The organism is Methylomarinovum tepidoasis (assembly GCF_030294985.1).
Classification (GTDB): domain Bacteria; phylum Pseudomonadota; class Gammaproteobacteria; order Methylococcales; family Methylothermaceae; genus Methylohalobius; species Methylohalobius tepidoasis.
Genome location: NZ_AP024718.1, coordinates 1,294,191 through 1,318,431, shown reverse-complemented (window position 1 = coordinate 1,318,431; position 24,241 = coordinate 1,294,191). Strand labels below are relative to the sequence as shown.

At 64.9% G+C, this 24,241-nt stretch carries 28 protein-coding genes; 17 read left to right on the top strand and 11 right to left on the bottom strand.

Annotated features, from left to right (window positions below; translation table 11 throughout):
• Window positions 1–2: 2 nt before the first annotated feature.
• The 4 genes from MIN45_RS06705 to MIN45_RS06690 form a co-directional block, all read right to left on the bottom strand.
• Window positions 3–992, bottom strand: a complete 990-nt coding sequence (locus MIN45_RS06705; RefSeq protein ID WP_286291131.1) for an IS481 family transposase — start codon at window positions 990–992, stop codon at window positions 3–5.
• A 161-nt stretch (window positions 993–1,153) separates the two neighbouring features.
• Window positions 1,154–1,990, bottom strand: coding sequence for a dihydropteroate synthase (gene folP / locus MIN45_RS06700; RefSeq protein WP_286291129.1), 837 nt, complete (start codon window positions 1,988–1,990; stop codon window positions 1,154–1,156).
• On the bottom strand, window positions 1,987–2,205 hold the full coding sequence (locus MIN45_RS06695) for a toxin-antitoxin system HicB family antitoxin (RefSeq protein ID WP_286291128.1): 219 nt from the start codon (window positions 2,203–2,205) through the stop codon (window positions 1,987–1,989). The genes folP and MIN45_RS06695 overlap by 4 nt, the downstream gene beginning before the upstream one ends.
• 4 nt (window positions 2,206–2,209) lie before the next feature.
• Complete coding sequence (locus MIN45_RS06690) at window positions 2,210–2,704, bottom strand: putative toxin-antitoxin system toxin component, PIN family (RefSeq protein ID WP_286291127.1); 495 nt, start codon at window positions 2,702–2,704, stop codon at window positions 2,210–2,212.
• Here MIN45_RS06690 and MIN45_RS06685 point away from each other — a divergent pair.
• The 3 genes from MIN45_RS06685 to MIN45_RS06675 are packed head-to-tail and all read left to right on the top strand — an operon-like array spanning window position 2,684 to window position 5,309.
• Window positions 2,684–4,084, top strand: a complete 1,401-nt coding sequence (locus tag MIN45_RS06685) for a DUF6513 domain-containing protein (RefSeq protein ID WP_286291126.1) — start codon at window positions 2,684–2,686, stop codon at window positions 4,082–4,084. The genes MIN45_RS06690 and MIN45_RS06685 overlap by 21 nt on opposite strands.
• Complete coding sequence (locus MIN45_RS06680) at window positions 4,081–4,644, top strand: DUF447 domain-containing protein (RefSeq protein WP_286291125.1); 564 nt, start codon at window positions 4,081–4,083, stop codon at window positions 4,642–4,644. The genes MIN45_RS06685 and MIN45_RS06680 overlap by 4 nt, the downstream gene beginning before the upstream one ends.
• Window positions 4,641–5,309, top strand: coding sequence for a (5-formylfuran-3-yl)methyl phosphate synthase (locus tag MIN45_RS06675; protein WP_286291124.1), 669 nt, complete (start codon window positions 4,641–4,643; stop codon window positions 5,307–5,309). Before MIN45_RS06680 ends, MIN45_RS06675 begins: the two co-directional genes overlap by 4 nt.
• A 3-nt stretch (window positions 5,310–5,312) precedes the next feature.
• Here MIN45_RS06675 and MIN45_RS06670 read toward each other — a convergent pair whose 3' ends face one another.
• On the bottom strand, window positions 5,313–5,750 hold the full coding sequence (locus MIN45_RS06670) for a DUF29 domain-containing protein (RefSeq protein ID WP_286291123.1): 438 nt from the start codon (window positions 5,748–5,750) through the stop codon (window positions 5,313–5,315).
• Window positions 5,751–5,802: 52 nt separating this feature from the next.
• On the opposite strand from MIN45_RS06670, the gene MIN45_RS06665 reads away from it, so the two are divergent.
• Window positions 5,803–6,912 carry a quinone-dependent dihydroorotate dehydrogenase gene (locus MIN45_RS06665; protein WP_286291122.1) on the top strand — a complete coding sequence of 370 codons (1,110 nt, stop codon included), beginning with the start codon at window positions 5,803–5,805 and terminating at the stop codon, window positions 6,910–6,912.
• Here MIN45_RS06665 and MIN45_RS06660 read toward each other — a convergent pair.
• The gene (locus tag MIN45_RS06660) at window positions 6,809–10,207 is read right to left on the bottom strand and encodes an EAL domain-containing protein (protein ID WP_286291120.1); all 3,399 of its coding nucleotides are present in this window, start codon (window positions 10,205–10,207) and stop codon (window positions 6,809–6,811) included. The genes MIN45_RS06665 and MIN45_RS06660 overlap by 104 nt on opposite strands.
• Entirely contained in the window at window positions 10,204–11,178 is a 975-nt protein-coding gene (locus MIN45_RS06655; RefSeq protein ID WP_286291118.1) for an ABC transporter substrate-binding protein, read from the bottom strand. The genes MIN45_RS06660 and MIN45_RS06655 overlap by 4 nt, the downstream gene beginning before the upstream one ends.
• 53 nt (window positions 11,179–11,231) lie before the next feature.
• On the opposite strand from MIN45_RS06655, the gene ccmA reads away from it, so the two are divergent.
• The 3 genes from ccmA to MIN45_RS06640 all read left to right on the top strand — a co-directional run bounded on the left by ccmA (window position 11,232) and on the right by MIN45_RS06640 (window position 13,113).
• Entirely contained in the window at window positions 11,232–11,861 is a 630-nt protein-coding gene (gene ccmA / locus MIN45_RS06650) for a cytochrome c biogenesis heme-transporting ATPase CcmA (RefSeq protein WP_286291117.1), read from the top strand.
• Between the two features lie 137 nt (window positions 11,862–11,998).
• Window positions 11,999–12,214: a DUF2905 domain-containing protein gene (locus MIN45_RS06645; RefSeq protein WP_286291115.1), complete on the top strand. Its 216-nt coding sequence runs from the start codon at window positions 11,999–12,001 to the stop codon at window positions 12,212–12,214.
• Window positions 12,211–13,113: a bile acid:sodium symporter family protein gene (locus MIN45_RS06640; protein ID WP_286291113.1), complete on the top strand. Its 903-nt coding sequence runs from the start codon at window positions 12,211–12,213 to the stop codon at window positions 13,111–13,113. The genes MIN45_RS06645 and MIN45_RS06640 overlap by 4 nt, the downstream gene beginning before the upstream one ends.
• Before the next feature lie 12 nt (window positions 13,114–13,125).
• Here MIN45_RS06640 and panD read toward each other — a convergent pair whose 3' ends face one another.
• The gene (gene panD / locus MIN45_RS06635; RefSeq protein WP_286291112.1) at window positions 13,126–13,506 is read right to left on the bottom strand and encodes an aspartate 1-decarboxylase; all 381 of its coding nucleotides are present in this window, start codon (window positions 13,504–13,506) and stop codon (window positions 13,126–13,128) included.
• Between the two features lie 55 nt (window positions 13,507–13,561).
• Window positions 13,562–14,146, bottom strand: coding sequence for a sugar transferase (locus MIN45_RS06630; RefSeq protein ID WP_286291111.1), 585 nt, complete (start codon window positions 14,144–14,146; stop codon window positions 13,562–13,564).
• 48 nt (window positions 14,147–14,194) lie between these two features.
• Here MIN45_RS06630 and MIN45_RS06625 point away from each other — a divergent pair, with 48 nt between their 5' ends.
• Genes MIN45_RS06625 through MIN45_RS06580 form a run of 10 tightly spaced genes read left to right on the top strand, consistent with a single transcriptional unit; the run spans window position 14,195 to window position 23,138 of the window.
• Window positions 14,195–15,001 (top strand): ABC transporter ATP-binding protein, encoded by an 807-nt coding sequence (locus tag MIN45_RS06625; protein ID WP_286291109.1) that lies wholly within the window; start codon window positions 14,195–14,197, stop codon window positions 14,999–15,001.
• A complete protein-coding gene (gene mlaE / locus MIN45_RS06620) occupies window positions 14,995–15,774 on the top strand; it encodes a lipid asymmetry maintenance ABC transporter permease subunit MlaE (protein ID WP_286291107.1) in 780 nt (259 codons plus the stop codon). The genes MIN45_RS06625 and mlaE overlap by 7 nt, the downstream gene beginning before the upstream one ends.
• A 6-nt stretch (window positions 15,775–15,780) precedes the next feature.
• Window positions 15,781–16,254, top strand: a complete 474-nt coding sequence (gene mlaD, locus MIN45_RS06615) for an outer membrane lipid asymmetry maintenance protein MlaD (RefSeq protein WP_286291106.1) — start codon at window positions 15,781–15,783, stop codon at window positions 16,252–16,254.
• A complete protein-coding gene (locus tag MIN45_RS06610) occupies window positions 16,254–16,556 on the top strand; it encodes an STAS domain-containing protein (RefSeq protein ID WP_286291105.1) in 303 nt (100 codons plus the stop codon). The genes mlaD and MIN45_RS06610 overlap by 1 nt, the downstream gene beginning before the upstream one ends.
• Window positions 16,549–17,802, top strand: a complete 1,254-nt coding sequence (gene murA / locus MIN45_RS06605) for a UDP-N-acetylglucosamine 1-carboxyvinyltransferase (protein WP_286291104.1) — start codon at window positions 16,549–16,551, stop codon at window positions 17,800–17,802. Before MIN45_RS06610 ends, murA begins: the two co-directional genes overlap by 8 nt.
• Before the next feature lie 7 nt (window positions 17,803–17,809).
• Window positions 17,810–18,445 (top strand): ATP phosphoribosyltransferase, encoded by a 636-nt coding sequence (hisG, locus tag MIN45_RS06600; RefSeq protein ID WP_286291103.1) that lies wholly within the window; start codon window positions 17,810–17,812, stop codon window positions 18,443–18,445.
• The gene (hisD, locus tag MIN45_RS06595; RefSeq protein ID WP_286294138.1) at window positions 18,442–19,755 is read left to right on the top strand and encodes a histidinol dehydrogenase; all 1,314 of its coding nucleotides are present in this window, start codon (window positions 18,442–18,444) and stop codon (window positions 19,753–19,755) included. The genes hisG and hisD overlap by 4 nt, the downstream gene beginning before the upstream one ends.
• Window positions 19,745–20,845: a histidinol-phosphate transaminase gene (hisC, locus tag MIN45_RS06590; protein WP_286291102.1), complete on the top strand. Its 1,101-nt coding sequence runs from the start codon at window positions 19,745–19,747 to the stop codon at window positions 20,843–20,845. The genes hisD and hisC overlap by 11 nt, the downstream gene beginning before the upstream one ends.
• Window positions 20,842–20,988 (top strand): hypothetical protein, encoded by a 147-nt coding sequence (locus MIN45_RS06585; RefSeq protein WP_286291099.1) that lies wholly within the window; start codon window positions 20,842–20,844, stop codon window positions 20,986–20,988. Before hisC ends, MIN45_RS06585 begins: the two co-directional genes overlap by 4 nt.
• Window positions 20,989–20,993: 5 nt before the next feature.
• On the top strand, window positions 20,994–23,138 hold the full coding sequence (locus MIN45_RS06580) for a cation:dicarboxylate symporter family transporter (protein ID WP_286291098.1): 2,145 nt from the start codon (window positions 20,994–20,996) through the stop codon (window positions 23,136–23,138).
• 8 nt (window positions 23,139–23,146) lie between these two features.
• Here MIN45_RS06580 and MIN45_RS06575 read toward each other — a convergent pair whose 3' ends face one another.
• Together MIN45_RS06575 and MIN45_RS06570 are read right to left on the bottom strand one after the other, a co-directional pair.
• Window positions 23,147–23,752, bottom strand: a complete 606-nt coding sequence (locus MIN45_RS06575; RefSeq protein ID WP_286291097.1) for a hypothetical protein — start codon at window positions 23,750–23,752, stop codon at window positions 23,147–23,149.
• Between the two features lie 16 nt (window positions 23,753–23,768).
• Window positions 23,769–24,224 (bottom strand): hypothetical protein, encoded by a 456-nt coding sequence (locus tag MIN45_RS06570; RefSeq protein ID WP_286291096.1) that lies wholly within the window; start codon window positions 24,222–24,224, stop codon window positions 23,769–23,771.
• Window positions 24,225–24,241 lie beyond the last annotated feature (17 nt).

Below are 24,241 nucleotides of genomic sequence, written 5' to 3'. Positions count from 1 at the left end.
ACCTACCTGTCAAGCCCCGTGAGATTATATACACGTTTTTTGAAGAGCTCCGGCCGCTTCTTCTGCCAGTCTTTGAGGGCCTGTACTGGTGAGATGTGTCCCAGGGCCTTCTGGGGGATCTGATGGTTGTAGACGCTGGCATACTGCATCAGGGCCCGATCCAGATCCTGGCTGCTTTGGAAGCGAGTGGTTTTGAGGATTTCGGCGATCCGACCGTTGAAGCGTTCTACCATGCCGTTGGTCTGGGGGTGTTTGGGCGGGATGAGGCGGTGCTCGATGCCATGGCGTTGGCAGCCCTGGTCGAAAAGGTGACGGCCGGTCGGTTCGCGCTCCCCGGTGGCGCAGAAGCGGTCGGTGAACTCTTTGCCGTTGTCGGTCAGGACCTTGGTGATTGTGAAGGGGGCCTTGGCGATCAGGCGCTCGAGGAAGGCGGCGGCGACCCTGGCTTCCTTGGTGGGATGGATTTCCAGGTAGACCCAGCGGGTGGCCCGATCGATGGCGACGAAGAGGTAACGGCCCCGGCTCTCGTCGGGCATCTTAGGCAGGTACTTGATGTCGATGTGGACAAACCCGGGCTCGTAGTCCTTGAAGCCCTTCTTCTTGCCCTTGGAAGGGGCGTTCTCTCCTTCCTTGGCGGCGATCAGTTCTTTGAGGTTGGAAACCCCATGGCGGCGCAGCAGCCGGTCCAGAGCCGAGCGGGACATCTCGGGATAGATGAAGCGATGAACGACCGCCAGCAGGTCATCCAGGGGCAACAGCAGGGTTTCGCGCAGACAGACGACGATCGCTTCCTGCTGCGGGGTCAGGGTGGCATGGATGCGATGGGGCCGGTGCGAGGCGTCCTCGACCGAATCGCGCTGGCGCCACTTGCGGATGGTATGACGATGAACCCCGTATTTCCTGGCCAGAACCGTGGCCGGCAGCTTGGAGTTCTGGATCTCCCGGCGGATCTCGGGCGTGGTGCGGGCTTTCTTGTGGAGACGGATGACCATGACTTCCTCCTCGTCCATCAAGCTTGAGTCGTCTTTCCGGCCTGGGACTCTGCCATCAGCTCGCTCAGAACATCCCAAGCACGGAACAAAGGATAGCTCCTCTTGGGAATATGATCACACGGGACCCAACACCTACCACTTTCGTCAACAATGGGGAAGGTTTACCGGGCCTGGCGGATCGCCCAGGCCACCTGCATGGCCTGAAAATTCTCGGCCACGTCGTGGACCCGGAAGATCCGCACCCCGGCCATCGTCCCGATGGTGGTGGTGGCCACGGTGGCGGCCACCAGTTCGGTGGGGTCGGAAACCTCGAGGATCGATCCCATGAAACGCTTACGGCTGGCCCCGAGCAGCACCGGGAAACCGCTGACGGTGAACGTCTCCAGATGGGCCATCAGCTGCAGGTTGTCGCGGCGGCGCTTGCCGAAACCGATTCCCGGATCGAGGACGATGGCCCTGCCGTCGATGCCGGCGGCCTGGGCGGCCTCGGCCCGCTGCCACAAGAACCGCCGCACTTCGGCCACCACGTCGGCGTAACAGGGATTGTCCTGCATGGTCTTGGGGGTGCCCTGCATGTGCATGAGGACGATGGGCACCCGGCGCTGCGCCACCAGCGCGAACATCTTCGGGTCGTCGCGGCCGGCGGAGACGTCGTTGACCAGCCCGGCCCCCGCATCGAGGGCGGCCTCGGCCACCGCCGCCCGGGTGGTGTCGATGCTGATGAAGACCCCTTGGGGCAGACGGGCGCTCAGCGCCTCGATCACCGGCACCACCCGGCGGACCTGCTCCGCCGCCGGCACCGGTTCGGAGCCGGGACGGGTGGACTCGCCGCCGACGTCGATGATTTCGGCCCCCGCCCCGGCCATTTCCAGCCCCCGCTTGACGGCGGCCTCCACCGCGGTGTAGCGGCCGCCGTCGGAGAAACTGTCGGGAGTGACGTTGAGAATGCCCATGATCAGAGGCTCGGGGCGGTGCAGGCGTTCGAGCAGACTCATCATCGCTCCAGGGCGTCCAGTTTGTCGAGAAGACGCAAGCCCTCCTCCGGCCGGCCTCTGGCGGCCCGCATCCGAAACCGGAATTCGGCATCGGCCTCCATCAGGGCGGCGGTCGCCAACTCGTCGATCAAGCGATTCAGGCTGATTCCGCGCTGCCTTGCCAAACGGCGCAAGCGTTCGTGTTTGTCGTCCGGCAATCGCAATGTCAAAGTTCCCATAAAGCTACCTCAGGCGATCCAACAAAAACGCATCCGGTGTCATAATGGACAGTGACAGTTCAGGGAAACGCAACTCTCCCCGGAAATCACGGCTGTTTTTAGTGACGATCACCTCCGCCTGTCCTGCCACCGCCAATTCCAGCACGTGGTTGTCGGCCTCATCGACCAGGTTGGGACGCCACAAATAATAGACATCCACCCATTCGCACACACTCAGAAATGCATCGATCAGCGCTTCACGTTCACCTGGCTCCAGCGGGCAGGCGGCAAAAACCTCCTCCCGCTGCAACAAGGATTCGTACTCCAAAAACAGCGCGGTGCCCATGAGTGGCGTGAGCGTCCGCTGCAGACACGCCCGCAACACCGCTCTGCTGGCCCCCTTGGGGCCAAGCAAGGCGGCAACGATGACGGAAGTATCCACGACTGCCCGAATCATGGGGAAGGATGATAGCATATACGCAGTCATCCCGATCTCGCCATGACCGACAAACGCGAACACATCCTCTTCCTCACCGGCAAGCTGGCGGAAAAGCAGCTCAGGCAGATTCTCGAGGCGATGCGGCCGGATTTCGACTACACCGTCCACCAGCTGGGGCTGACGGTGGCGGCGCTGATGACCGCCGACATGATCCGCCGCCGCCTCAAGGACACCTTCGGCGCCGACCGCATCCTGGTGCCAGGGCGCTGCCGCGGCGATCTGGAGGCCCTGTCGCAGGAACTGGGCATTCCGGTGCAGCGGGGGCCGGACGAGCTCAAGGACCTGCCGGCCTTCTTCGGCCACACACAGGTAAAGCCGGATCTGTCGCGCTACGACATCCGCATCTTCGCCGAAATCACCGACGCCCCGCGCATGTCGGTGGCGGAAATCCTGGCCCAGGCGCGTTGGTACCGGGACCACGGCGCCGACGTCATCGACGTCGGCTGCCTGCCGGACACCGACTTCCCCCATCTGGAGGAAACCTTCCAGGCCCTGAAGGCGGAAGGCTTCGTCACCAGCATCGACTCCCTCGATCCCGACGACCTGCTGCGCGGCGGCAAGGCCGGCGCCGACTTCATGCTCAGCCTCCATCAGGGCACCCTGTGGATCGCCGAGGAGGTGGACGCCGTTCCCGTCCTCATTCCCCAGCCACCCACCGACCTGGCGACCCTGGACACCGCCATCGAAGGAATGGAACGGCTCGCCCGCCCGTACATCCTCGATCCCATTCTGGAGCCGATCCATTTCGGCCTTACCGCCTCCATCGTCCGCTACCACGAAGTGCGCCGCCGTTATCCGGAGGCGGAGATGCTGATGGGCGTGGGCAACCTCACCGAACTGACCCATGCCGACACCGTCGGCATCAACGCCATCCTGCTGGGAATCTGCTCCGAACTGCGCATTCGTCACATCCTCGCCACCCAGGTGAGCGGCCACGCCTGCCGCGCCGTCCCCGAGGCCGACCTGGCCCGGCGGGTCCTGTTTTACGCCCGCGAGCACAACATGTTGCCCAAGCACGTCCATCCGGGGCTGATGTGTCTCCACGATCCCAAGCCGTTCCCGTATAATTTCGCCGAAGTCCAGGAACTGGCGGCGATGATCCGCGATCCCAGCTACCGTATCCAGATCACCCGGGAAGGCATCCACATCTTCAACCGCGACGGCCTCCACAGCGCCACCGACCCGTTCGAGCTGTTCCCCAAACTGGGGGTGGAAAACGACGGCGGACACGCCTTCTATCTGGGGGTGGAGCTGGCGCGCGCCCAGATCGCCTGGCAGCTGGGCAAGCGCTACGCCCAGGACGAACCTTTGGACTGGGGCGTGGCCGTCGAAACCTCCGGGGACGAGACGGTCGATCCCCACGCCTACAAACCGGCCGGCACCACCCTGAAACGCACATGATTCTGGAAACCCTCGTCACCACCCGCGATCGGGCGGGCGACCCGCACATCGCCCCCATGGGCGTTCACATGGAAGGAGAGAAGCTGGTCATCCTCCCCTTCCGCCCCTCGCGCACCCTCGACAATCTCCTGGCCACCGAAGTGGCGGTCGTCAACGCCAGCGACGACGTGCGCATCTTCGCCGGCTGCCTCACCGGCCGGCGCGACTGGCCGCTGACCCGGGCGGAACGCATCGACTGTCCCCGGCTGGCCGAAAGCCTCAGCCATACCGAAGTCACCCTGGAACAGGTGGAGGACGACCCGGTGCGCCCGCGTCTGCTCTGCCGCCCGCTGTACACCGCCATGCACCGTCCCTTCCGCGGCTTCAACCGCGCCCAGCACGCGGTGCTGGAGGCGGCGATCCTGATCAGCCGCCTCGACCGCCTGCCCTGGGACAAGATCGAAGCCGAATGGGCCATCCACAAGCTCGCCCTGGAAAAGACCGCCGGCCCGCGGGAGGAAACGGCCTGGGGATGGCTGGAGGAGAGATTGAACCAGTACCGCAAGGAACACGGCCTGTGACCCGTCTGCTCGCCAGCGTCACCGATCCTGACGAGGCCCGGCTCGCCGCCGCAGGCGGGGCCGACATCGTCGATATCAAGAACCCGGCCGAAGGGGCCTTGGGGGCCTTGCCGGCCGCCACGATCCGCGAAATCCGCGCCATTCTGCCCAAGGCCACCCTGAGCGCCACCATCGGCGATCTGCCGCCACAACCCGGCCCGGTTCTGGAGGCGGTCCGCAGCACCGCCGCCTGTGGGGTGGATTACGTCAAGATCGGCTTCTTTCCCGGCGGCGATCTCGACGCCACCCTGAAGGCCCTGCGGCCGTTGACCGCCGACTGCCGCCTGATCGCCGTACTGCTGGCCGATTACCTGATCGCCCTGCCGCTGCTGGACATCCTGGCCGAATATGGCTTTGCCGGCGCGATGCTGGACACCGCCGACAAGGCCAAGGGCCCGCTGACGGCCATCCGCCCCCGCCCCTTCCTCGAACGTTTCGTCAACCAAGCCAGGGAGCGGGGCCTGCTCACCGGCTTGGCCGGCTCCCTGCAGCTGGAGGACATCGATCAGCTGTTGCCCCTGCGGCCCGACTACCTCGGTTTCCGTGGCGCGCTGTGCCGGAAGGGACGCCAGAGTCGGCTGGACCCTCGGCGCCTGCAGGCCATACGGGAGAAAATCCCCGGCTGACGCTCAAACCTCCGGCCAGAAATCCTCATCCAGCGCCTGTTCGGGGGAAATCTCCGGTGCCGGCGGAAACGTGGATTTCGGCAAACCGGTTTCCGCGACTGCCAAAATCACCGCCCGGCGCCAAGCCTTGACGAACAGTTCCGGCAACAACGCCTTCAGACTGGGGTTTTCCGCCAGCAAATCCGCCAAGTCGAGCCTTTGGACCTCGATGGTCGCCTGCCAGCTGCGACTCCGGCGTTCCGGCTGGTAACGCCATTTCAGAAGATGCGCCAACAGCACCGCCAAGCGACTGACCAGTTCCCGCCGCTCCCGTGCCCCCATGTTCTCCAGTTCCTCGATCAGATGTTCGGTATCCAGTCGGTCAAAGGCGCCAGCCCGAAGTAACGCGGCCTGTTCCCGGCTCCAAGCATAGAAATCCCGCTCGTGTTGCCGCTCGCTCATAGCAATCCCGTTACAATAGCGTTCCCGATCTTAGGGACATCATCATACCGTCATGGATCTTTATACGCTGCTAAAACCGCTTTTGTTCCGCCTCGATCCGGAAACCGCCCACCGCCTCACTCTGGCCGCCCTCGACCGGCTCGCCGCCCTGGGACCGCTCAATCCCCTACGCCAGCCGCGGATCGAACTACCGGTCGAGGTCATGGGGCTGCGCTTCCCCAATCCGGTGGGTCTGGCGGCGGGGCTGGACAAGAACGGCGACCATATCCGCGGCCTGGCGAGCCTCGGGTTCGGCTTCATCGAGGTGGGCACCGTCACCCCGCGGCCCCAGCCCGGCAATCCGCCGCCGCGGCTGTTCCGCCTCCCCGAGGCCGAGGCCCTCATCAACCGCATGGGCTTCAACAATCTGGGGGTGGATCATCTGGTGGCCAACCTGCAGCACCTGGGAGCGCGGGACTTCGTCCTCGGGGTCAACCTGGGCAAGAACAAGGACACTCCCCAGGAACAGGCCGCCGACGATTACCGCATCGGCCTGGAAAAAGTCTACTGTCTGGCCGACTACGTCACCATCAACATCTCCTCCCCCAACACCCCGGGCCTGCGCGACCTGCAGCACGGCCAGGCCCTGGAAGGGCTGCTGGCGGCGCTCGACCGCCAGCGGGAACGGCTGAGCCGGCGTCACGGCAAGCGCTTGCCGATCGCGGTCAAGATCGCCCCGGACCTGAGCGAAGCGCAACTGGGCGCCCAGGCGGAGCTGTTTCGACGCTACCGCATGGATGCGGTGATCGCCACCAACACCACCCTGGACCACAGCCCCGTGGCCCATCTGCCCCACGGCCAGGAAACAGGCGGCCTTAGCGGCCGTCCGCTCAAGGAGAAGGCGACCGAAGTCGTGCGCCGGCTGCACCGCCATCTGGGCGATGGGATTCCCATCATCGCCTGCGGCGGCATCCTCAGCCCCCAAGACGGGCTGGAAAAATTCGAGGCCGGGGCGAGACTGATCCAACTCTATACCGGGCTGATCTACCGGGGTCCGGCACTGGTGCGGGAGATCCTGCTCACGCTGAAAGCCGCCGGCGGCGGAGACGCTCGCGGAATTCGGCCGCCGGCAGGGGCTTGCTGTAGAACCAACCCTGATAGAAGCGGCAACCGTGGCGCTTGAGAAAATCGCGCTGGGTTTCGGTCTCCACCCCTTCCGCCACCACCGCCAAATCCAAGTGACGGGCCATAGAGAGGATGGTCTCGACGATGGCGCGGTCGTTGGGATCGGTTTCCAGATCGCTGACGAAGGAGCGGTCGATCTTGATCTCGTCCAGCGGCAGGCGTTTCAGATACAACAGTGAGGAATAACCGGTGCCGAAATCGTCGATGGAAAAGCGCACGCCCACCTCCCGCAGGGCCTCCATCTTGGCGATGGTGTCGGTGACGTCCTCGATGACGATGCCCTCGGTCAGCTCCAGCATCAGCTTCTGCGGCGGAGCCCCGGTGGCGGCCAGCACCGCCTCGACTTCGGCGACGAACTCGGGCTGGTGGAACTGACGCGGACTGATGTTGACCGCGATGTGGTCGATGCCGGCCAACAGCCCCTCCCGATACCAGCGGCTGATCTGACGGCAGGCGGTTTCCAGCACCCAACGTCCCAGCGGCAGGATCAGACCGCTCTCCTCGGCGATGGGAATGAACTCGTTGGGGGGCACGAAACCATGCTGCGGATGTGGCCAGCGCAGCAGGGCCTCGGCGCCCGCCAGCCGGCCGGCGGCGCAGTGCTGGGGCTGATAATGCAGTTCCAGGCCACCTCTCTCCAGCGCCCGGCGCAGTTCCTTTTCCAGCTCCAGGCGGGCATCGACGCTGCGCTGCATGGCCGGATGATAGAAACGAATGGCGTTGCGCCCGGCCGCCTTGGCCCGGTACATCGCCGCATCCGCCTGTTTGAGCAGTTCCTCCACCGACTCCCCGCCGTGGAACAAGGTCACACCGATACTGACCGAAGTGTGGTAACTGCGGCTGCCGAGATCGAACTCCGCCGCCACGTGGAGGCGGATCTTCTCGGCCACCGTCCGCAGGTGGTCGGCGGCACTGGGCTCGTCTTCACCGAGACGGGGCAACAGCACGACGAACTCGTCCCCACCGAGCCGGGCCACTGAATCCTCGCTGCGCAGGTGCCGCTGCAGGCGTCCGGCCACCTGAACCAGCAGTGCGTCACCCAGCTGATGCCCCCAGGCGTCGTTCAGATGCTTGAAATTGTCGAGATCGAGAAACAACAGCCCGCCCCAGTCCCGGTGACGCCGGGCCGCCGCCAGTTCCCGGGACAGGTGGTCCAGGAACAGGCGGCGGTTGGGGAGCCCGGTCAAGGGATCGTAGAAGGCCAGCTGGCGAATTTCCTCCTCCATCCGCTGGCGCTCGGTCACGTCCACCACGATGGCATGAAGCAGTCTGCGGCCGCCGATTTCCATCGGCGCGCAATACCATTCCACTTCCCGGATTTCACCAGAAACCAGTCTCTGGGACAGCTGGAAACATCCCTGTGGTTCACGCAACATGCGCTGGCTTTCCTCCTCACCGCGGCTGTTGAGCTGGGCCAGGGACATTTGGCACAGGGTCTCGCGCGCAAAACCGTAGAACCGGCAGGCAGTCGCATTGGCATCGACGATGGCTCCGGTCTGCGGATCCAGCAGCAGCTCCGGCAACATGCCCTCCTCGAAGATGCGCCGGTAGCGGGCCTCGCTTTCCTCCAGCGCGCGGCGCATGGCGTACTGCTCGCTGACATCGTGAAACACCAGCACCACCCCGCTGACCGCCCCCGACTCGTCCCGGATCGGGGCGGCGCTGTCGGCGATCTGATAGCGCCGGCCGTCACGGGAAATCAGCGTGGTATCGTTGGCAAGACCGATCACTTTTCCTTCCCGCAACACCTCGGCCACTGGATTGGGAACCGGTTCGCCGGTACGGGCGCTGACGATGTGGAACACCTCGGTCATCGGCTTCCCCTCCGCTTCGGCGGGCGGCCAGCCGGTCAGCTGTTCGGCGACCGCGTTCATGCGTTCGACCCGCCCTGCGGCATCGGTGACGATGACCGCATCGCCGATGGAGTCGAAGGTGACCTGAAGCCGTTTCTCATTGGCGCGCAAAGCGGCCTCGGCCGCCCGGCGCCGGGCTTGGTTCTCGAAGTGGCCCAGGGCGAAGGTAAGATCTTCGCCGAGCTCTTCCAGCAGGCGACGGATTTGTAGGGTGAAGAACCCCGCCTGGCGCGCATAGACGTTCAGCACCAGAGGCGGCCCCTGCGGCCGGCCAACCGGAATGGCGGCGCTGGCGGCGATGCCGTGGCGGCGTGCCCGTTGCCTCCACTTCGTGGTCATCGCGCTGGCCTGGAAATCGTTGACGATGACGACCCGCCCCTCGCGGATGGCGGTGGCGGTCGGCCCCCGGCCGCTGGCCCGCCTAGGATCGAGACCGATCTCCAGTTCGGCCAAATAGGTCAGTAAAGCCGGGTCTTCCGCCTGCATGTAAACCGCACGGACCCGCCCCCAGGGATCCGTCTCGCCCACCCACACCAAAGCGAAACCCGCCCGCTCCACCAGCACCCGGCACACCCGCTCCAACAGTTGTTCAGGAGACTGGCTGCGGACGATCTGTTGATTGATCTCGGACAGGGTGTCGTACAGGGCCTGCGCCTGCAACAGTTCCGCTTCGCTGCGGCGCAGCTTGGCGGCCACATCGTTGAAGGCGACAGCCACATGGGCCAGCTCGCCGCGTCCCTCCACCTCCAGATGGGCCTGACGATCGCCCTGGGCGAAACGGCGCATGGTGTCACCGATGCGGTCCAGCGGTTCCAGCAACAGCCGTTTGAGAATCCACCACAACCCCGCCCAGGCGATCAGCAAGGCACCTGCCAACAGCAGGCTGGACAGCCCTACCTCGCGGAGAATGACCACCTGCATCGGACGCAGATCGCGGCGGACATATAGCACCGCCACGCGTTCCTCGCGGAGCCGCTCCGTGTCGCGCGACTGCCAGATCACGGGATAGAACGCCTCGATCCACAAGGTGCGCCAGTCGAAAATCACTTCGGGACGGCGCTGCCGCCGGGTCCGTTCCAGCGCCTGCCGGTTCGCATCGGGCAGCCAGGCCGTCAACGGCTTGCCCTTCCAGGCGAAATGATTGGCCATCCACACCCGGCCGGTCTCATCCAGCAGCGCCACCGCCTCGATACCGGGCTCGGCCCCCAAGAAGGTCAGCAACCGCTCCGCCTCGCCGGGCCGCCCTTCCTGCAGCTCATGCTGCATCTGCAACGCCAGACGCCCCAACTCGTACCGCAGTCCTTTACGGACTTCGGCGGCGGTGTCGTCCAGGGAACGAAGATAGAACCATCCCGACAGCCCGAGCCACAGCGTCAACAAAAGGCCGCTCAATACCGCACCCAGCACCCAGCGCAGACGGTACGCTTTGAGCTGCGTCATGGCGCCGCCCCGGGCAAATAGGCCGCCTCGGGCAGGGGTTCGATGCGAACTTCACGTCGCAGCAAGCCATGGGCCAGCATGATGGCCTTGATTTTCGTGGCCGCCTCGACCAGCTTGGGTGTGGGACCCTCCAGCCAGACGCGGTTTTCCGCCAGATCGGGGAGATGAAGGCCGCGATACGCCCGCAAGGCTTGCGCCGGCGTTACGCTCATCCGCGGGGCAATGCGCCGGGCGGCCGCCTCGGGATGGTCGTGCAGATAGGCCAGGGCCTCGAAATAGCCGGTTAGCAACCGTCTCAGCGCTGCCGTCCGGCCGGCGACCAAGTCACGACGCACCACGAGCACGTCCACGATGCGCTCCGGGATCGCGGCACTGGTGAACAAAGTCACCGCCCCTGCCTGACGCAGGCGGGTGGCGACCGGCTCGAACGTCACCACGGCATCGATCAGTCCCTGGCGGTAAGCCTGCTCATGCTCGTCCACCTTGAGGGGGACGATGTCCACCGCCTCCACCGGGAGGGCAGCCGCTTCCAAGGCACCGTCGAGGAGTATGGCACCGACCGCCGAACTTTCCACCCCGATGCGTTTGCCCCGCAGCGCCGACAGGGAGTCGATTCCGGGCCGCGCCATCAGCACGTCCCCTCCCTGGGACAGGTCCATGATCAGCACGACCCCCAGATCGAAGCCGTCCTGGGCCACGTCCAGCGCCTCGTCCAGGGTCAGGGCGGCCGCTTCCAGATCGCCGCTGCGCAACAGCTGCATGGTATCGGTGGAGGAACGCAGCTCCACCAGCTGGATGTCGTCCGGATCGAGATGCCCCAGGCTACGGGCCAGATACAACGGTTCATAACCGGGCCAGACGTTGGTGCCGACCCGCAGGGGGGAAGGAGGGCGCTCTCCGAAATCCGACGTCAGAAAAATCGCCGGCACGACGACGGCCGCCAGCAGCACGATCAAGAGAAATCTAGACACCGTTCACAACGGTTAAAATGTTCATTCAAGCAGCAATTATAGGTTTATTTTCGATGAACGACATGGCCTGTCTGGCGGTTCACGAGCTGGAATGCATCCGCGGCGACCGCCTGCTGTTCAGCGGCCTTGACTTTGAACTGCATGCCGGCGAGCTGCTGCACGTCCTGGGCACCAACGGCAGCGGCAAGACCAGTCTGCTGCGCATTCTCTGTGGCCTGCTGCCGGCGGAAAACGGCGAGATCCGCTGGTGCGGCCGGCCGGTGGCGGAACAGCGCGCCGCCTATCTTCAGGATCTGGCCTACCTGGGCCACCACCCCGGCATCAAGGGAGAGCTGACGCCGCTGGAGAATCTCCATCTGCTTCGCCATCTGTACCGCATCCGCCCGGACGCCGATCCGGCGGCCCTGCTCACTGAGGCCGGTCTGGGACGGCACCTGGACGTTCCCGCCCGCACCCTGTCCGCCGGCCAGCGCCAGCGCATCGGCCTCACCCGCCTGAGGCTGCAACAGGCCCGGCTGTGGATCCTCGACGAACCCTTCACCTCCCTGGACGTGGAAGGCGTCGCTTGGGTGGAAGGGCTGCTCGAAGCCCATTTGCAGACGGGCGGGCTTGCGGTGCTGACCTCCCACCAGTCTCTGCAGCGGGTGGCCAACGTCCGTACCCTGTGCCTTACCTCCTGTTAGGTTGTGCTTCTATAATCACTCCGGTCGCTCTTATCCAAAATCGTTCGCCATTATGAATCAACAACTTGAACAGATGTTTGGTTACGCACGATCGTTGCCAGAGCGACAAAAACCGACAACCGTTGATGGAGTGCAATATGGAAGGTGGTAAATTCTTCATCTACCTGGGAATCTTCCTGCTGGCGATGGGACTGATCCTGACCTACGTCCCCAATCTGCTGAGCTGGTTCGGGCGGCTGCCAGGGGATATCCGGATTCAGGACGAAAACAAGTTCATTTTCATCCCCATCACCTCGATGATCATCGTCAGCCTGATCCTGACCCTGCTCGTGAACCTGTTCCTGCGCCGGTGAGCGAACGGCTGACGCGCCTTTTCCCCCTGTGGGCGGCGGCGCTGGCCGCCTGCGCCCTGTGGCAGCCTCAGTGGTGGGCGCCGGCCAAAGTCGCCATCGTCCCCCTGCTGGCCCTGGTGATGTTCGCCATGGGACTGTCGCTCACTTGGGGACACTTTCGCGCGATCCTGGCCCGGCCGGGCATCGTCCTGCTGGGTGTGGGACTCCAGTTTCTGATCATGCCCGCCGCGGCTTATCTGATCGGCCAGGGGCTGGGGCTTGCGACCGCCCACCTGGCAGGGCTGGTGCTGGTGGGCAGCAGCGCCGGCGGCACCGCCTCCAACGTCATCTGCTACCTGGCTCGGGGCAACGTCGCCCTGTCGGTACTGATGACCCTGACCTCGACCCTGGCGGCGGTGGCGGCCACCCCGTTGCTGACCTGGGTCTATCTGCACCAGCAGGTGCCGGTCCCGGCAACCTCCATGCTCCTTAGCATCGGCCAGATCGTGGTGCTGCCCCTGGCCGCCGGCGTGGCCTGCAACACCTGGATGGGACGGCACATCGCCCCCCTGCGCAGAAGCGGCCCCTTGGTGGCGAGCCTGGCCATCGCCGTCATCATCGCCATCATCGTCGCCCTCAACCGGGAGACGCTGCTGCAGGCTGGCGCTCCGGTCATGCTGGCGGTGGTGCTCCACAACCTCACCGGTCTGGCGCTGGGTTACTGGATTCCGGCCCTGTTCGGGCTCGACCCGGTCACCCGCCGGACCCTCGCCATCGAGGTTGGAATGCAGAATTCCGGTCTGAGCGTGGCCCTGGCGGTCGAATACTTCTCCCCCGCCGCCGCCCTGCCGGGGGCGCTGTTCAGCCTGTGGCACAATCTGTCCGGCTCGCTGCTGGCCGGCTGGTGGCGCCGACGATGATGCAGCCGGGAATCAGGCGGCCTGAACCGGGATGGCGTGGCCGGTGCGGACGATGCGGTTGCGCTCGTCCAGATAGATGAGGGTGGGCTGGTAATCCGCCAGCTCCTTTTCGTCGAGGCTGGCATAGGCGCAGATGATGACCATATCACCGGGAGCGGCCAGGCGGGCGGCGGCACCGTTGACGGAAACGATGCCGGATCCGGCCTCGGCGCGGATGGCATAGGTGGTGAAGCGCTCGCCGTTGTTGACGTTGTAGATGTGGATCTGTTCGTACTCGTGGATCCCGGCCCGGTCGAGCAGGTCCCCATCGATGGCGCAGGACCCCTCGTACAGCAGTTCGGAATGGGTCACCCGGGCCTGGTGGAGCTTGGCTTTGAGCATGGTTGTATGCATCTTGACAACCCGGCTGTGAAAAGGGAGTGAATTATCCTGGATTCTCGGGAACGCTTCAAGTCGGGCGGACCCGATCTCCCTGTCCCCGCCCCCGCAGCGTCAGCCACAGATAGCGGAAGTAGGCCCGGAGAGAGAAATCCCGAAGCATTTCCGCATCGACCCGGGCAAGCTGCTGCGGCTGCGACATGTCGATGCCGCGGATCTGCGCCAGACCGGTGATGCCGGGACGGGCCGCCAGCACGCCGAGGCGGTCGCGGGCCTCGATCAGCTCCTTCTGATTCGGCAGGCAGGGGCGCGGCCCCACCAGGCTCATTTCACCCCGGATCACGTTCCAGAGCTGAGGCAGCTCGTCGAGCTTGGTGCGGCGCAAGAAGCGGCCGAAGCGGGTCACGGCGTTCGGGTCGGCCAGGTGGGTGGCCACCGAGGGCGTTTCCAGGCGCATGGTGCGCAGCTTATAGAGCACGAAAGGGCGGCCCTGCCGTCCCACCCGGACCTGCCGGAACAGCGGCGCGCCGGTATCCAGCCACCCCAGGCCCAGCAGCACCAGCAGCAGCGGCCAGCCCGCCAACAGCGCGCCACCGGCCAGGATCAGATCGCAGGCCCGGAGCAGCGGGCTGTCCCACGGCGCGTTTGACTTCACCCGCTTCCCTCAAGGACAATGATCGCCTTTTTCCACGGTATCAGCACGATGGCTGCATCCTCCAAGGTTCTGGTCAAAATCCGTGGTCTGGTATTCGCCCGCGGCCGGCGCCGGATCTTCGACGGCGTCGACATGGACATCCGCCGCGGCTCGGTGACCGCCATCATGGGCCCCTCGGGCACCGGCAAGACCACCCTGCTCAAACTCATCGGCGGCCAGCTCAGGCCCCAGGCCGGCACCATCGAGGTGGACGGCGAGAACGTCCACCGGCTGTCGCGGCGGCAACTGTACCAGCTTCGCAAGCGCATGGGAATGCTGTTCCAGTCCGGCGCCCTGCTCACCGACCTGAACGTGTTCGAGAACGTCGCCTTTCCCCTGCGCGAACACACCGATCTGCCGGAATCGATGATCCGTTCCCTGGTGCTGATGAAGCTGGAGGCGGTGGGGCTGCGCGGGGCCCGCGACCTGATGCCGTCGCAGCTGTCCGGCGGCATGGCCCGGCGGGTGGCGCTGGCGCGGGCCATCGCCCTCGACCCGATGATGATCATGTACGACGAGCCCTTCACCGGCCAGGACCCGATCTCCATGGGTGTGCTGGTGAAGCTGATCCGTACCCTCAACGACGCCCTGGGGCTGACCAGCATCGTGGTTTCCCACGACGTGGCCGAAACCGCTTCGATCTCGGACTACGTCTACCTGATCTCCAACGGCAAGGTGGTGGGCGAAGGCACCCCGGACGACCTCAAGGGGACCGACTCCCCCTGGGTACGCCAGTTTCTCGAAGGGCTGCCCGACGGCCCGGTGCCGTTCCACTATCCGGCGCCCGACTACCACGAGGACCTGCTGCGATGCTAGGGGCGTTACAACGGCTCGGCGCCACCTCCCTCGGTGCCTTCGCCAAGCTGGGACGGGCCAACCTGTTCTTCCTGCTGGCCCTGACCGGTATCCCCGAAGTCCTGCGCCGGCCGGGGTTGCTGATCCGGCAGATGTATATGGTGGGGGCGCTTAGCATCCTGCTGATTTCGCTGTCCGGCTTCTTCGTCGGCATGGTGCTGGGATTGCAGGGTTACAACGTGCTGTCGGACTTCGGCGCCGAGGAATCCCTGGGGGTCATGGTGGCTGCCTCCCTGGTGCGGGAGCTGGGTCCGGTGGTCACCGCCCTGCTGTTCTCGGGCCGCGCCGGCTCGGCCCTGACGGCGGAAATCGGGCTGATGAAAGCCACCGAACAGCTCTCGGGGATGGAAATGATGGCGGTCGATCCCATGAAGCGGGTCATCACCCCCCGCCTTCTGGCCGGCATCCTGTCGATGCCGCTGCTGGCCGAGCTGTTCACCTACATCGGCATCTACGGCGGCTATCTGGTCGGGGTGCCCATGCTGGGGGTGGACGAGGGTTCGTTCTGGTCGCAGATGCAGGCCACCATCGACTTCCGCGAGGACATCGTCAACAGCGTCATCAAGAGCCTGGTGTTCGGCCTTCTCGTCACCTGGATCGCGGTGTTCGAAGGCTACGACGCCGTCCCCACCTCGGAAGGGGTCAGCCGCGCCACCACCCGCTCGGTGGTCTATTCCGCCTTCGCCGTCCTGGGATCGGACTTCATTTTGACCGCCCTGATGTTTGGAGAATAAGCGTCCATGGAAAAAAGCCGTCTCATCGAAATCTGGGTCGGGATCTTCGTCGCCATCGGCCTGGGAGCCCTGTTCCTGCTGGCGATGGAGGTCAGCAACCTGACCGAGTTCCGCGACCAGAACCAGGGCTATCGCCTCTACGCCCGGTTCCAGAACATCGGCACCCTCAAGGTCAGGGCCCCGGTCAAACTCGCCGGGGTGCCGATCGGACGGGTCTCCCGGATCTCCCTGGACCCGGAGCGGTACGAGGCGGTGGTGGAAATGCGCATCCAGCCGGCGTACAAACTGCCTGACGACAGCATCGCCAGCATCTACACTTCCGGGTTGCTGGGGGAACAATACGTCGGCATCGACGCCGGCGGCAGTCCCGATTACTTCGAAGACGGCGACGAGATCGAGATCACCCAGTCCGCCCTGGTGCTGGAGGAGCTGATCGGCAAGTTTCTGGTGAAATCCTCGGAAAAGAGCGGCACCCAATAATGCCCCCGACCCTGACGGAAACCGCTCCCGGCCGCTTCGAGCTCGCCGGTGAGGTGACCTTCGCCACCGTAACCCGGCTGTGGAAACGCAGCCGGCCCCAGCTGGCGCGCTGCCGCGGCAGCGTGACCCTCGACCTCGGCGGCATCGAACACGCCGACAGCGCCGCCTTCGCCCTGTTGTTGGAATGGCTGCGCCTGGCCCGGCGCCAGGGCTTCGAGCTGCGCCTCGTTCATCCGCCCGAGCGCCTGCGGACCATGGCCCGCGCCTACGACCTCGACGCGATCCTGCCTCTTCATGGATAAGCTGCGTATCCGCGGCGGCACCCCGCTGGAAGGGGAAGTCGCCATCTCCGGCGCCAAAAACGCCGCCCTGCCCATCCTCGCCGCCACCCTGCTGACCGAACACCCGGTCACCCTCAGCAACGTGCCGGACCTGCGGGACATCACCACCCTCATCGCCCTGCTGCAGGGCATGGGGGTGCAGTGCGCGCGCGCCGGCGACACCGTCAGCACCGACGCCGGCCACATCAACCGTCCAGTGGCGCCCTACGAGCTGGTGCGCACCATGCGCGCCTCCATCCTGGTGCTCGGCCCGCTGCTGGCCCGCTGCGGCGAGGCGGTGGTGTCCCTACCCGGCGGCTGCGCCATCGGCGCCCGCCCGGTGGACCTGCACCTGAAGGGATTGACGGCCATGGGCGCTGACATCCGGGTCGAGGGCGGCGACATCCACGCCCGCGCCCCGCGCCTGCGGGGCTGCCGCCTGGTGCTGGACCAGGTCACCGTCACCGGAACCGAAAACCTGCTGATGGCGGCGGTGCTGGCGGAAGGCACCACGGTGATCGAAAACGCCGCCCGCGAACCGGAAGTGACCGACCTGGCCCGTTTCCTGGTCAAACTGGGAGCCCGAATCGACGGCATCGGCACCGACGTTCTCACCATCGAGGGGGTGACCGCCCTGGACGGCCACAGCGTCCACTATCCGGTGCTGCCCGACCGCATCGAAACCGGCACCTACCTGACCGCCGCGGCCATCACCGGCGGCCGCATTCGCACCACCCGTACCGATCCGAAACTGCTGGAGGCGGTGCTGCTGAAACTGGCCGAGGCCGGGGGCCGCATCGAGCTCGGCCCCGACTGGATCGAGCTGGCCATGCCTGGCCGTCCCAAGGCGGTGTCCTTCCACACCGCCCCCTACCCCGGCTTTCCCACCGACATGCAGGCCCAGCTCATGGCCCTCAACTGCATCGCCGAAGGCGTCGGCATCGTCACTGAAACCATCTTTGAGAACCGTTTCATGCACGTGCTGGAACTGCGCCGCCTCGGCGCCCAGATCGCCATCGAGGGGCACACCGCCGTCTGCACCGGCGTCGAGCGCCTCACCGGCGCCCCGGTGATGGCCACCGACCTGCGCGCCTCGGCCAGCCTGGTGCTCGCCGCCCTGGCGGCCGAGGGTGAAACCGTCATCGATCGGATTTATCATATCGACCGCGGTTACGAACGCATCGAAACCAAGCTCGCCCGCCTGGGCGCCGACATTCAACGTATCTAGGACCACCATGCTCACCATCGCTGTCTCCAAAGGCCGCATCTACAAGGAAGCCCTGCCGCTGCTGGCCGCCGCCAGCATCGTCCCGGCCGAGGATCCGGACACCTCGCGCAAGCTGATCCTGCCCACCCACCGCGACGACGTCCGCCTGCTCATCATCCGCGCCACCGACGTGCCCACCTACGTGGAATACGGCGCCGCCGACCTTGGCATCGCCGGCAAGGACGTACTGGTGGAACACGGCGCCGAAGGACTCTACGAACCCTTGGATCTCGGCATCGCCCGCTGCCGCATGATGACCGCCGGGCGCGTCGGGGAAACCTGGAACGGGCGCCGGGTGCGGGTGGCCACCAAGTATGTGCGCACCGCCAAACGCTTCTTCGCCGAACGCGGCATCCAGGCCGAGGTCATCAAGCTCTATGGCTCCATGGAGCTGGCGCCTCTGGTGGGCCTGGCCGAGTGCATCGTCGATCTGGTGGACACCGGCAACACCCTCCGGGCCAACGGCCTGGAACCGCGCGATCTGATCATGGAGATTTCCTCGCGCCTGGTGGTCAACAAGGCGGCGATGAAGATGAAACACGCCGCCATCAAACGCCTGATCGCCGATCTGGAAACCGCCGCCCAACCGCAGGAGGCCGCCTGATGTCCATCCAAATCCCCAGGCTCGACAGCCGCAATCCCGATTTTTCCGCTCAACTGGAACAACTTCTGGCCTGGCACGAGGCATTCGACGACAACGTCCACCGTACCGTGGTGGAAATCCTCAAAAGTGTGCGGCGCGAAGGCGACGCCGCGGTGCTCGACTACACCCGTCGCTTCGATCGCCTGGAAGCGGCCAGCGTGGCGGAACTGGAACTGGACGCCGCCCGCCAGGAACTGGCCCTGGCCACCATTCCCGCCGAACAAAGACAAGCCCTGGAAGCCGCCGCCGCGCGCATCCGCACCTATGCCGAGCACCAGAAGCTGACATCGTGGGAATACCGCGACGAACGGGGCAACCGGTTGGGACAGAAGATCACCCCCCTGGACCGGGTCGGCCTCTACGTTCCCGGCGGCAAGGCCGCCTATCCCTCCTCGGTGCTGATGAACGCCATCCCCGCCCGGGTGGCTGGCGTCGGCGAACTGGTCATGACCGTCCCCACCCCGGACGGCGAAATCAACGACCTGGTGCTGGCGGCGGCCCGCATCGCCGGCGTCGACCGCATCTTCCGCATCGGCGGCGCCCAGGCCGTGGCCGCGCTCGCCTACGGCACCGAAACCATCCCGCAGGTAAACAAGATCGTCGGCCCCGGCAACATCTACGTGGCCACCGCAAAGAAGCTGGTGTTCGGTCAGGTGGGCATCGACATGATCGCCGGTCCCTCGGAAATCCTCATCATCGCCGACGGCAGCACCGATCCCGACTGGATCGCCATGGACCTGTTCTCCCAGGCCGAGCACGATGAGGACGCCCAGGCCATCCTGCTGTGTCCCGATCCGGCCTATCTGGACCGCGTCGCCGCCAGCATCGAAAAGCTGCTGCCGACTCTGGAACGGCGCGAGGTCATCGCCGCCTCGCTGCAGAAGCGCGGAGCATTGATCCAGGTGCAGAATCTGCAGGAAGCCTGCGCCATCGCCAACCGCATCGCCCCCGAGCACCTGGAACTGTCGGTGGCCGAGCCCGAGGCGCTGCTGCTGGAGATCCGCCACGCCGGCGCCGTGTTCATGGGCCCTTACACCGCCGAGGCCCTGGGCGACTACTGCGCCGGTCCCAACCACGTCCTGCCCACTTCCGGTACCGCCCGCTTTTCCTCGCCGCTGGGGGTCTACGACTTCCAGAAGCGCACCTCGGTGATCGAATGCACCGAGGACGGCGCCTCCCCCCTGGCCGAAACCGCCAAAGTGCTGGCCGAGGGGGAAGGACTGACCGCCCACGCCCGTTCCGCCGGCTACCGGATCCGCCATGAGACCTGAAGACTTCTTCCGTCCCGACATCCTGGCGGCCTCCGCCTATCACGTGCCGGACGCCACGGGCTTCATCAAGCTCGACGCCATGGAAAACCCCTACGACTGGCCGCCGGAGATGGTCGAAGCATGGCTCGACCACCTGCGCCGGGCCCACCCCAACCGTTACCCCGATCCCCAGGCCCCGGCCCTGAAACAGGCCCTGCGCCGCCATGCGCAGGTACCGGAGGGCATGGAAATCCTCCTGGGCAACGGCTCCGACGAGATCATCCAGATCCTGCTCATGGCCTTGGTGGGACGGAATCACGCCACCGTGCTGGCGCCCCAGCCCACTTTCGTCATGTATCAGGAAATCGCCCGCTGGCTGAACCTGGACTTCGTCGGCGTCCCCCTGCAGGCGGACTTCGGCCTCGACCGCGCGGCGATGCTGGAGGCCATCGCGCGCCACCGGCCGGAGATCATCTTCCTCGCCTATCCCAACAATCCCACCGGCAACCTGTTCGACGCCGCGCTGATGGAGGAAATCATCCGCCGCACGCCGGGGCTGGTGGTGGTGGACGAAGCCTACGCCCCCTTCGCCCAGGCCACCTTCATGGACCGCCTGGAGACGTTCGACAACCTGCTGGTGATGCGCACCCTGTCGAAGCTGGGGCTGGCCGGGCTGCGCCTGGGATTCCTGACCGGCCGGCCGGAATGGCTGAGACACTTCGACAAGCTGCGCCTGCCCTACAACATCAACATCCTCACCCAGCTCAGCGCCGAGTTCGCCCTCGATCACGCCGAGGTCTTCGAGCGCCAGACCGCCGCCATCCGCGCCGAGCGCGACCGCCTGTTCCAGGCCCTGTCCCTACTGCCCGGCGTGCAAGCCTTCCCGAGCGCGGCCAATTTCATCCTGCTGCAGGTTCCCGGCGCGGGCAAGGTCTTCGAAGCCCTGAAACGCCGCGGTATCCTGGTCAAGAACCTATCACCCGCCGGCGGGCCGCTCAGCGACTGTCTGCGGGTCACGGTGGGAACGCCGGAGGAAAACCAGGCGTTTCTGGACGCCCTGCGCACCGTTCTGTTGCGCCAGATCCCAGCCGACGGTAGCGAGCGGGCATGACCCGCTGGCGCGGTGACGATCCGTCGCCGGAGCTGATTCCCGCTCCCTGCTGCAATTCCGTGAGCAGGGAACGCTTTGAGACCCGGGGTGTGCTGCGGCTGGGCGCAGGCATCCTGTACGGCTGTGACCGGGCGCTACACTGAAACCCATGGGAAAAGACAACCGCACCAGCCTGTCCCAGCGCATCCTCATCGGTTTGCTGCTGGGCATCGTCACCGGTCTGTTCCTAGGGGAGCGGGCCGCACCGCTAAACCTGATCGGGCGGGCCTACATCGGCCTGCTGCAAATGTCCATCCTGCCTTACATGGTGGTTTCGCTGATTGCCGGCATCGGCGGATTGGATTACACCAAGGCCAAGCGCCTGGCCCTGACTGCCGGGATCGTGCTGCTCGGTTCCTGGCTCCTGGCCTTTCTGGTCATCTACGTGATGCCCCTGGCCTTCCCGGATATGCCCGCCGGCACTTTCTACAGCCCCAGCATGGTGGAACAACGCCAGGTCGATTTCATCGATCTCTACATTCCGGTCAACCCGTTCCGTTCCCTGGCCCGCACCATCGTGCCCGCCTCGGCGGTTTTCAGCGTGATCTTCGGTATCGCCCTGATCGGTATCGAGGACAAACACTCTCTCCTGCACCTTCTGGATACCGTCCAGAAGACGCTGACCCGGATCGCCATGATGGTGATCCAGCTCAGCCCCTTCGGCATTTTCGCCATCGCCGCCAATGCCGCCGGCACCTTGTCTTTCGCCGATTTCGGCCGGCTCCAGGTGTATGTGACGGTCTTCATCCTCGCCTCGCTGCTGCTGACCTTTCTGATCCTGCCGGGCCTGACCGCCCTCCTGACTCCGTTTTCCTACCGGGCCATCCTGCGCGCCTGTCGCGCCTCCCTCATCACCGGTTTCGCCACCGGCAATCTGTTCATCGTCCTGCCGATGCTGATCGAACAGGCCAAGGCGTTGTTCCAGAGTCACGGTTCCCTCGACCAGGACAAGGAACGCTTCATCGAAGTTCTGATCCCGACGTCATTCAATTTTCCCAACATCGGCAAACTGATTACCCTGCTGTTCGTACTGTTCGCCGGCTGGTTCAGCGGCACCGAAATCGCCCTGTCCCAGTACCCCGCCTTCTCATTGCTGGGACTGTTCACTCTGTTCGGTGGCGTCGACCTGGCATTGCCGTTCCTGCTCGATCAGATGCGAATCCCCGCGGACCTGTATCAACTTTACCTGGTCACCGGCATCCTCAACGGCTGGTTCGCCACCCTGCTGGCGGTCATGAATCTTTTCACCTTCACGTTGCTGGCCACGGCCGCCGCTACCGGGATGCTGCGTCTTGATTTGCGGAAACTGGGCTATTTCATCGTCGGGATGGCGGTCGTGACGGGGGGTGTCGTCCTGGGTGTCCGCCTGTTTCTGACCGAATTGTTGACCCACGAACAGCAGACGACCACCACATTGCTGCAGTTGAGGATCGAATCGCCAGCACCGGCCCGGGTCATGAAACACATTCCCGCCGTCAAATCCCCGCCACCGCAGCAGTCACGGTTGCAACGGATTCTGCGAACCCGGACCTTGCGGGTAGGTTATCATCCGGGACAGCTTCCTTTCAGTTTCTTCAACGACCAAGGCGAGCTGGCAGGCTACGACATCGCCCTCTGCCACCGCTTCGCCCAGGATCTGAAACTGAAACTGATCTTCGTCCCCTGGACTTACAAAACCCTAGTCACACAACTGCACAATGGCCAGATCGATCTGGCGGTCGGCGGCCTTCTCGTGACTCCGGCACGGCTGCCCAAGCTGCTGTTCTCCACACCCTACATGACCGTCACCCTCGGCGTGCTGCTTCCCGACTACCGACGCCACGATTTCGACACCTGGGAAGCGATCAGCCATGCCGGTCTGCGGCTAGGGATTTCCGGCAAAACCCTAGCCAGCGCCGCGGCCGAATATCTCCCCGGGGCCCATATCGTGAAACTGCCTTCGAACCAAACGTTCTTCCAGCGTAGCGATTTGGACGGACTCATCATCAGCGCCGAAGCCGGATCCGCCTGGACCACGCTGCATCCCGAATACGCGGTGGTGATTCCCGAACCCCACATCGCCACGCCGGTGGCCTTCGCCCTGCCCCGGGGAGACTTGGAATGGCGCACCTTCCTCGACACCTGGATGACATTGGAGAAAACGCTCGGCATTCCCCGGCAACTCTACGACCGCTGGATTCTGGGCAAGGGCGTCAAGGAAACAACCAAACGCTGGTCCATCCTCGACACCCTGCTGGACGACGATGGCGCCTGAGCGCCGCTTCAGGGCAACAGACCCTTGTCCTGCAGATCGTCGATCAAAGCACCGATGAAAGAATCCATCGCGTCCAGCGCTGATTTGGGATCGATGGTCGCTGAACGGGCCGACCACAGTAATTTTTCACTTTCGGCATCGTATAGATTGGTTTCCAACCGCACTACCGTCTGGCGCACGGTATAGCCCGGTTGGTGCACTTCTTCCCAGACGGTGTGGTAATAGCCGTAATAACCCCAGCCATAAGTCCGGGGCACCCTATAGCTCCGGGGCGGATGGCGGATTTCCCGTTCCTCGACACCTTTCAGCGTGACGATCAGCACGCTATCGACACCCAGTCGCCGGACCAGGAACCGCAGGGCCTCGTGGTCACGCCAGTGGGAAACGGTGGCCACCTCATAGCTCGGCATGACTTCGACACCGGCCCGCGCCAGTGCCTTGACCAACTTGTCCTCGAAAATCACCCGACCGGGCTCGTCCGGCACCACTGCGATCACCAACAAATGCCGAATCGGCCGTTTCGTTTCCCCGCTGATCCAACTTTCTACCTGGGTGGCCGTTCCACAACCACCGACGAGCACTACCGCCAGAAACCCTAACCAGAATCGCAACATCGTCATCCCCTTCCGATCAACGAATTTTCATGATGAATAGTACTCCTACGCTGAGCGGCAGATGCTCGGCGGCATCGGTGGCCCCCTCCAGCCGATGTTTGTGACCGCCCACCGGCACCTGGAGCCAGCGTCCCGGGCCCCGCCCTTCCATCAGACTCACCTGTCGTCCCTGGAACGACCGGGTCTGGCCTTGAAAACGGTGGCGATGACGGCGGCTTCCCTGCCGTTTCCCTGCCATCTGCATCCGGGTGGCCCCCAACAGCATCCGATAATTGAGGTCGGGAGTGCCGTCACGACCGTCACAAATCGCCCATCCCTGCGCCTTCAACCACCGTCTCAGGCTGGCATCGTCATGATACTCGGAAGCTCCGGGATCCGGCAGAAAAGCGAGGATCGTCCCTCTGGGAAGCTCGCCCCCACGCACTGGCAGTGACAGGAACAGACCGAGCAGAAACCAGGTAACATGTCGCATGAAAACCCCCAAGACGC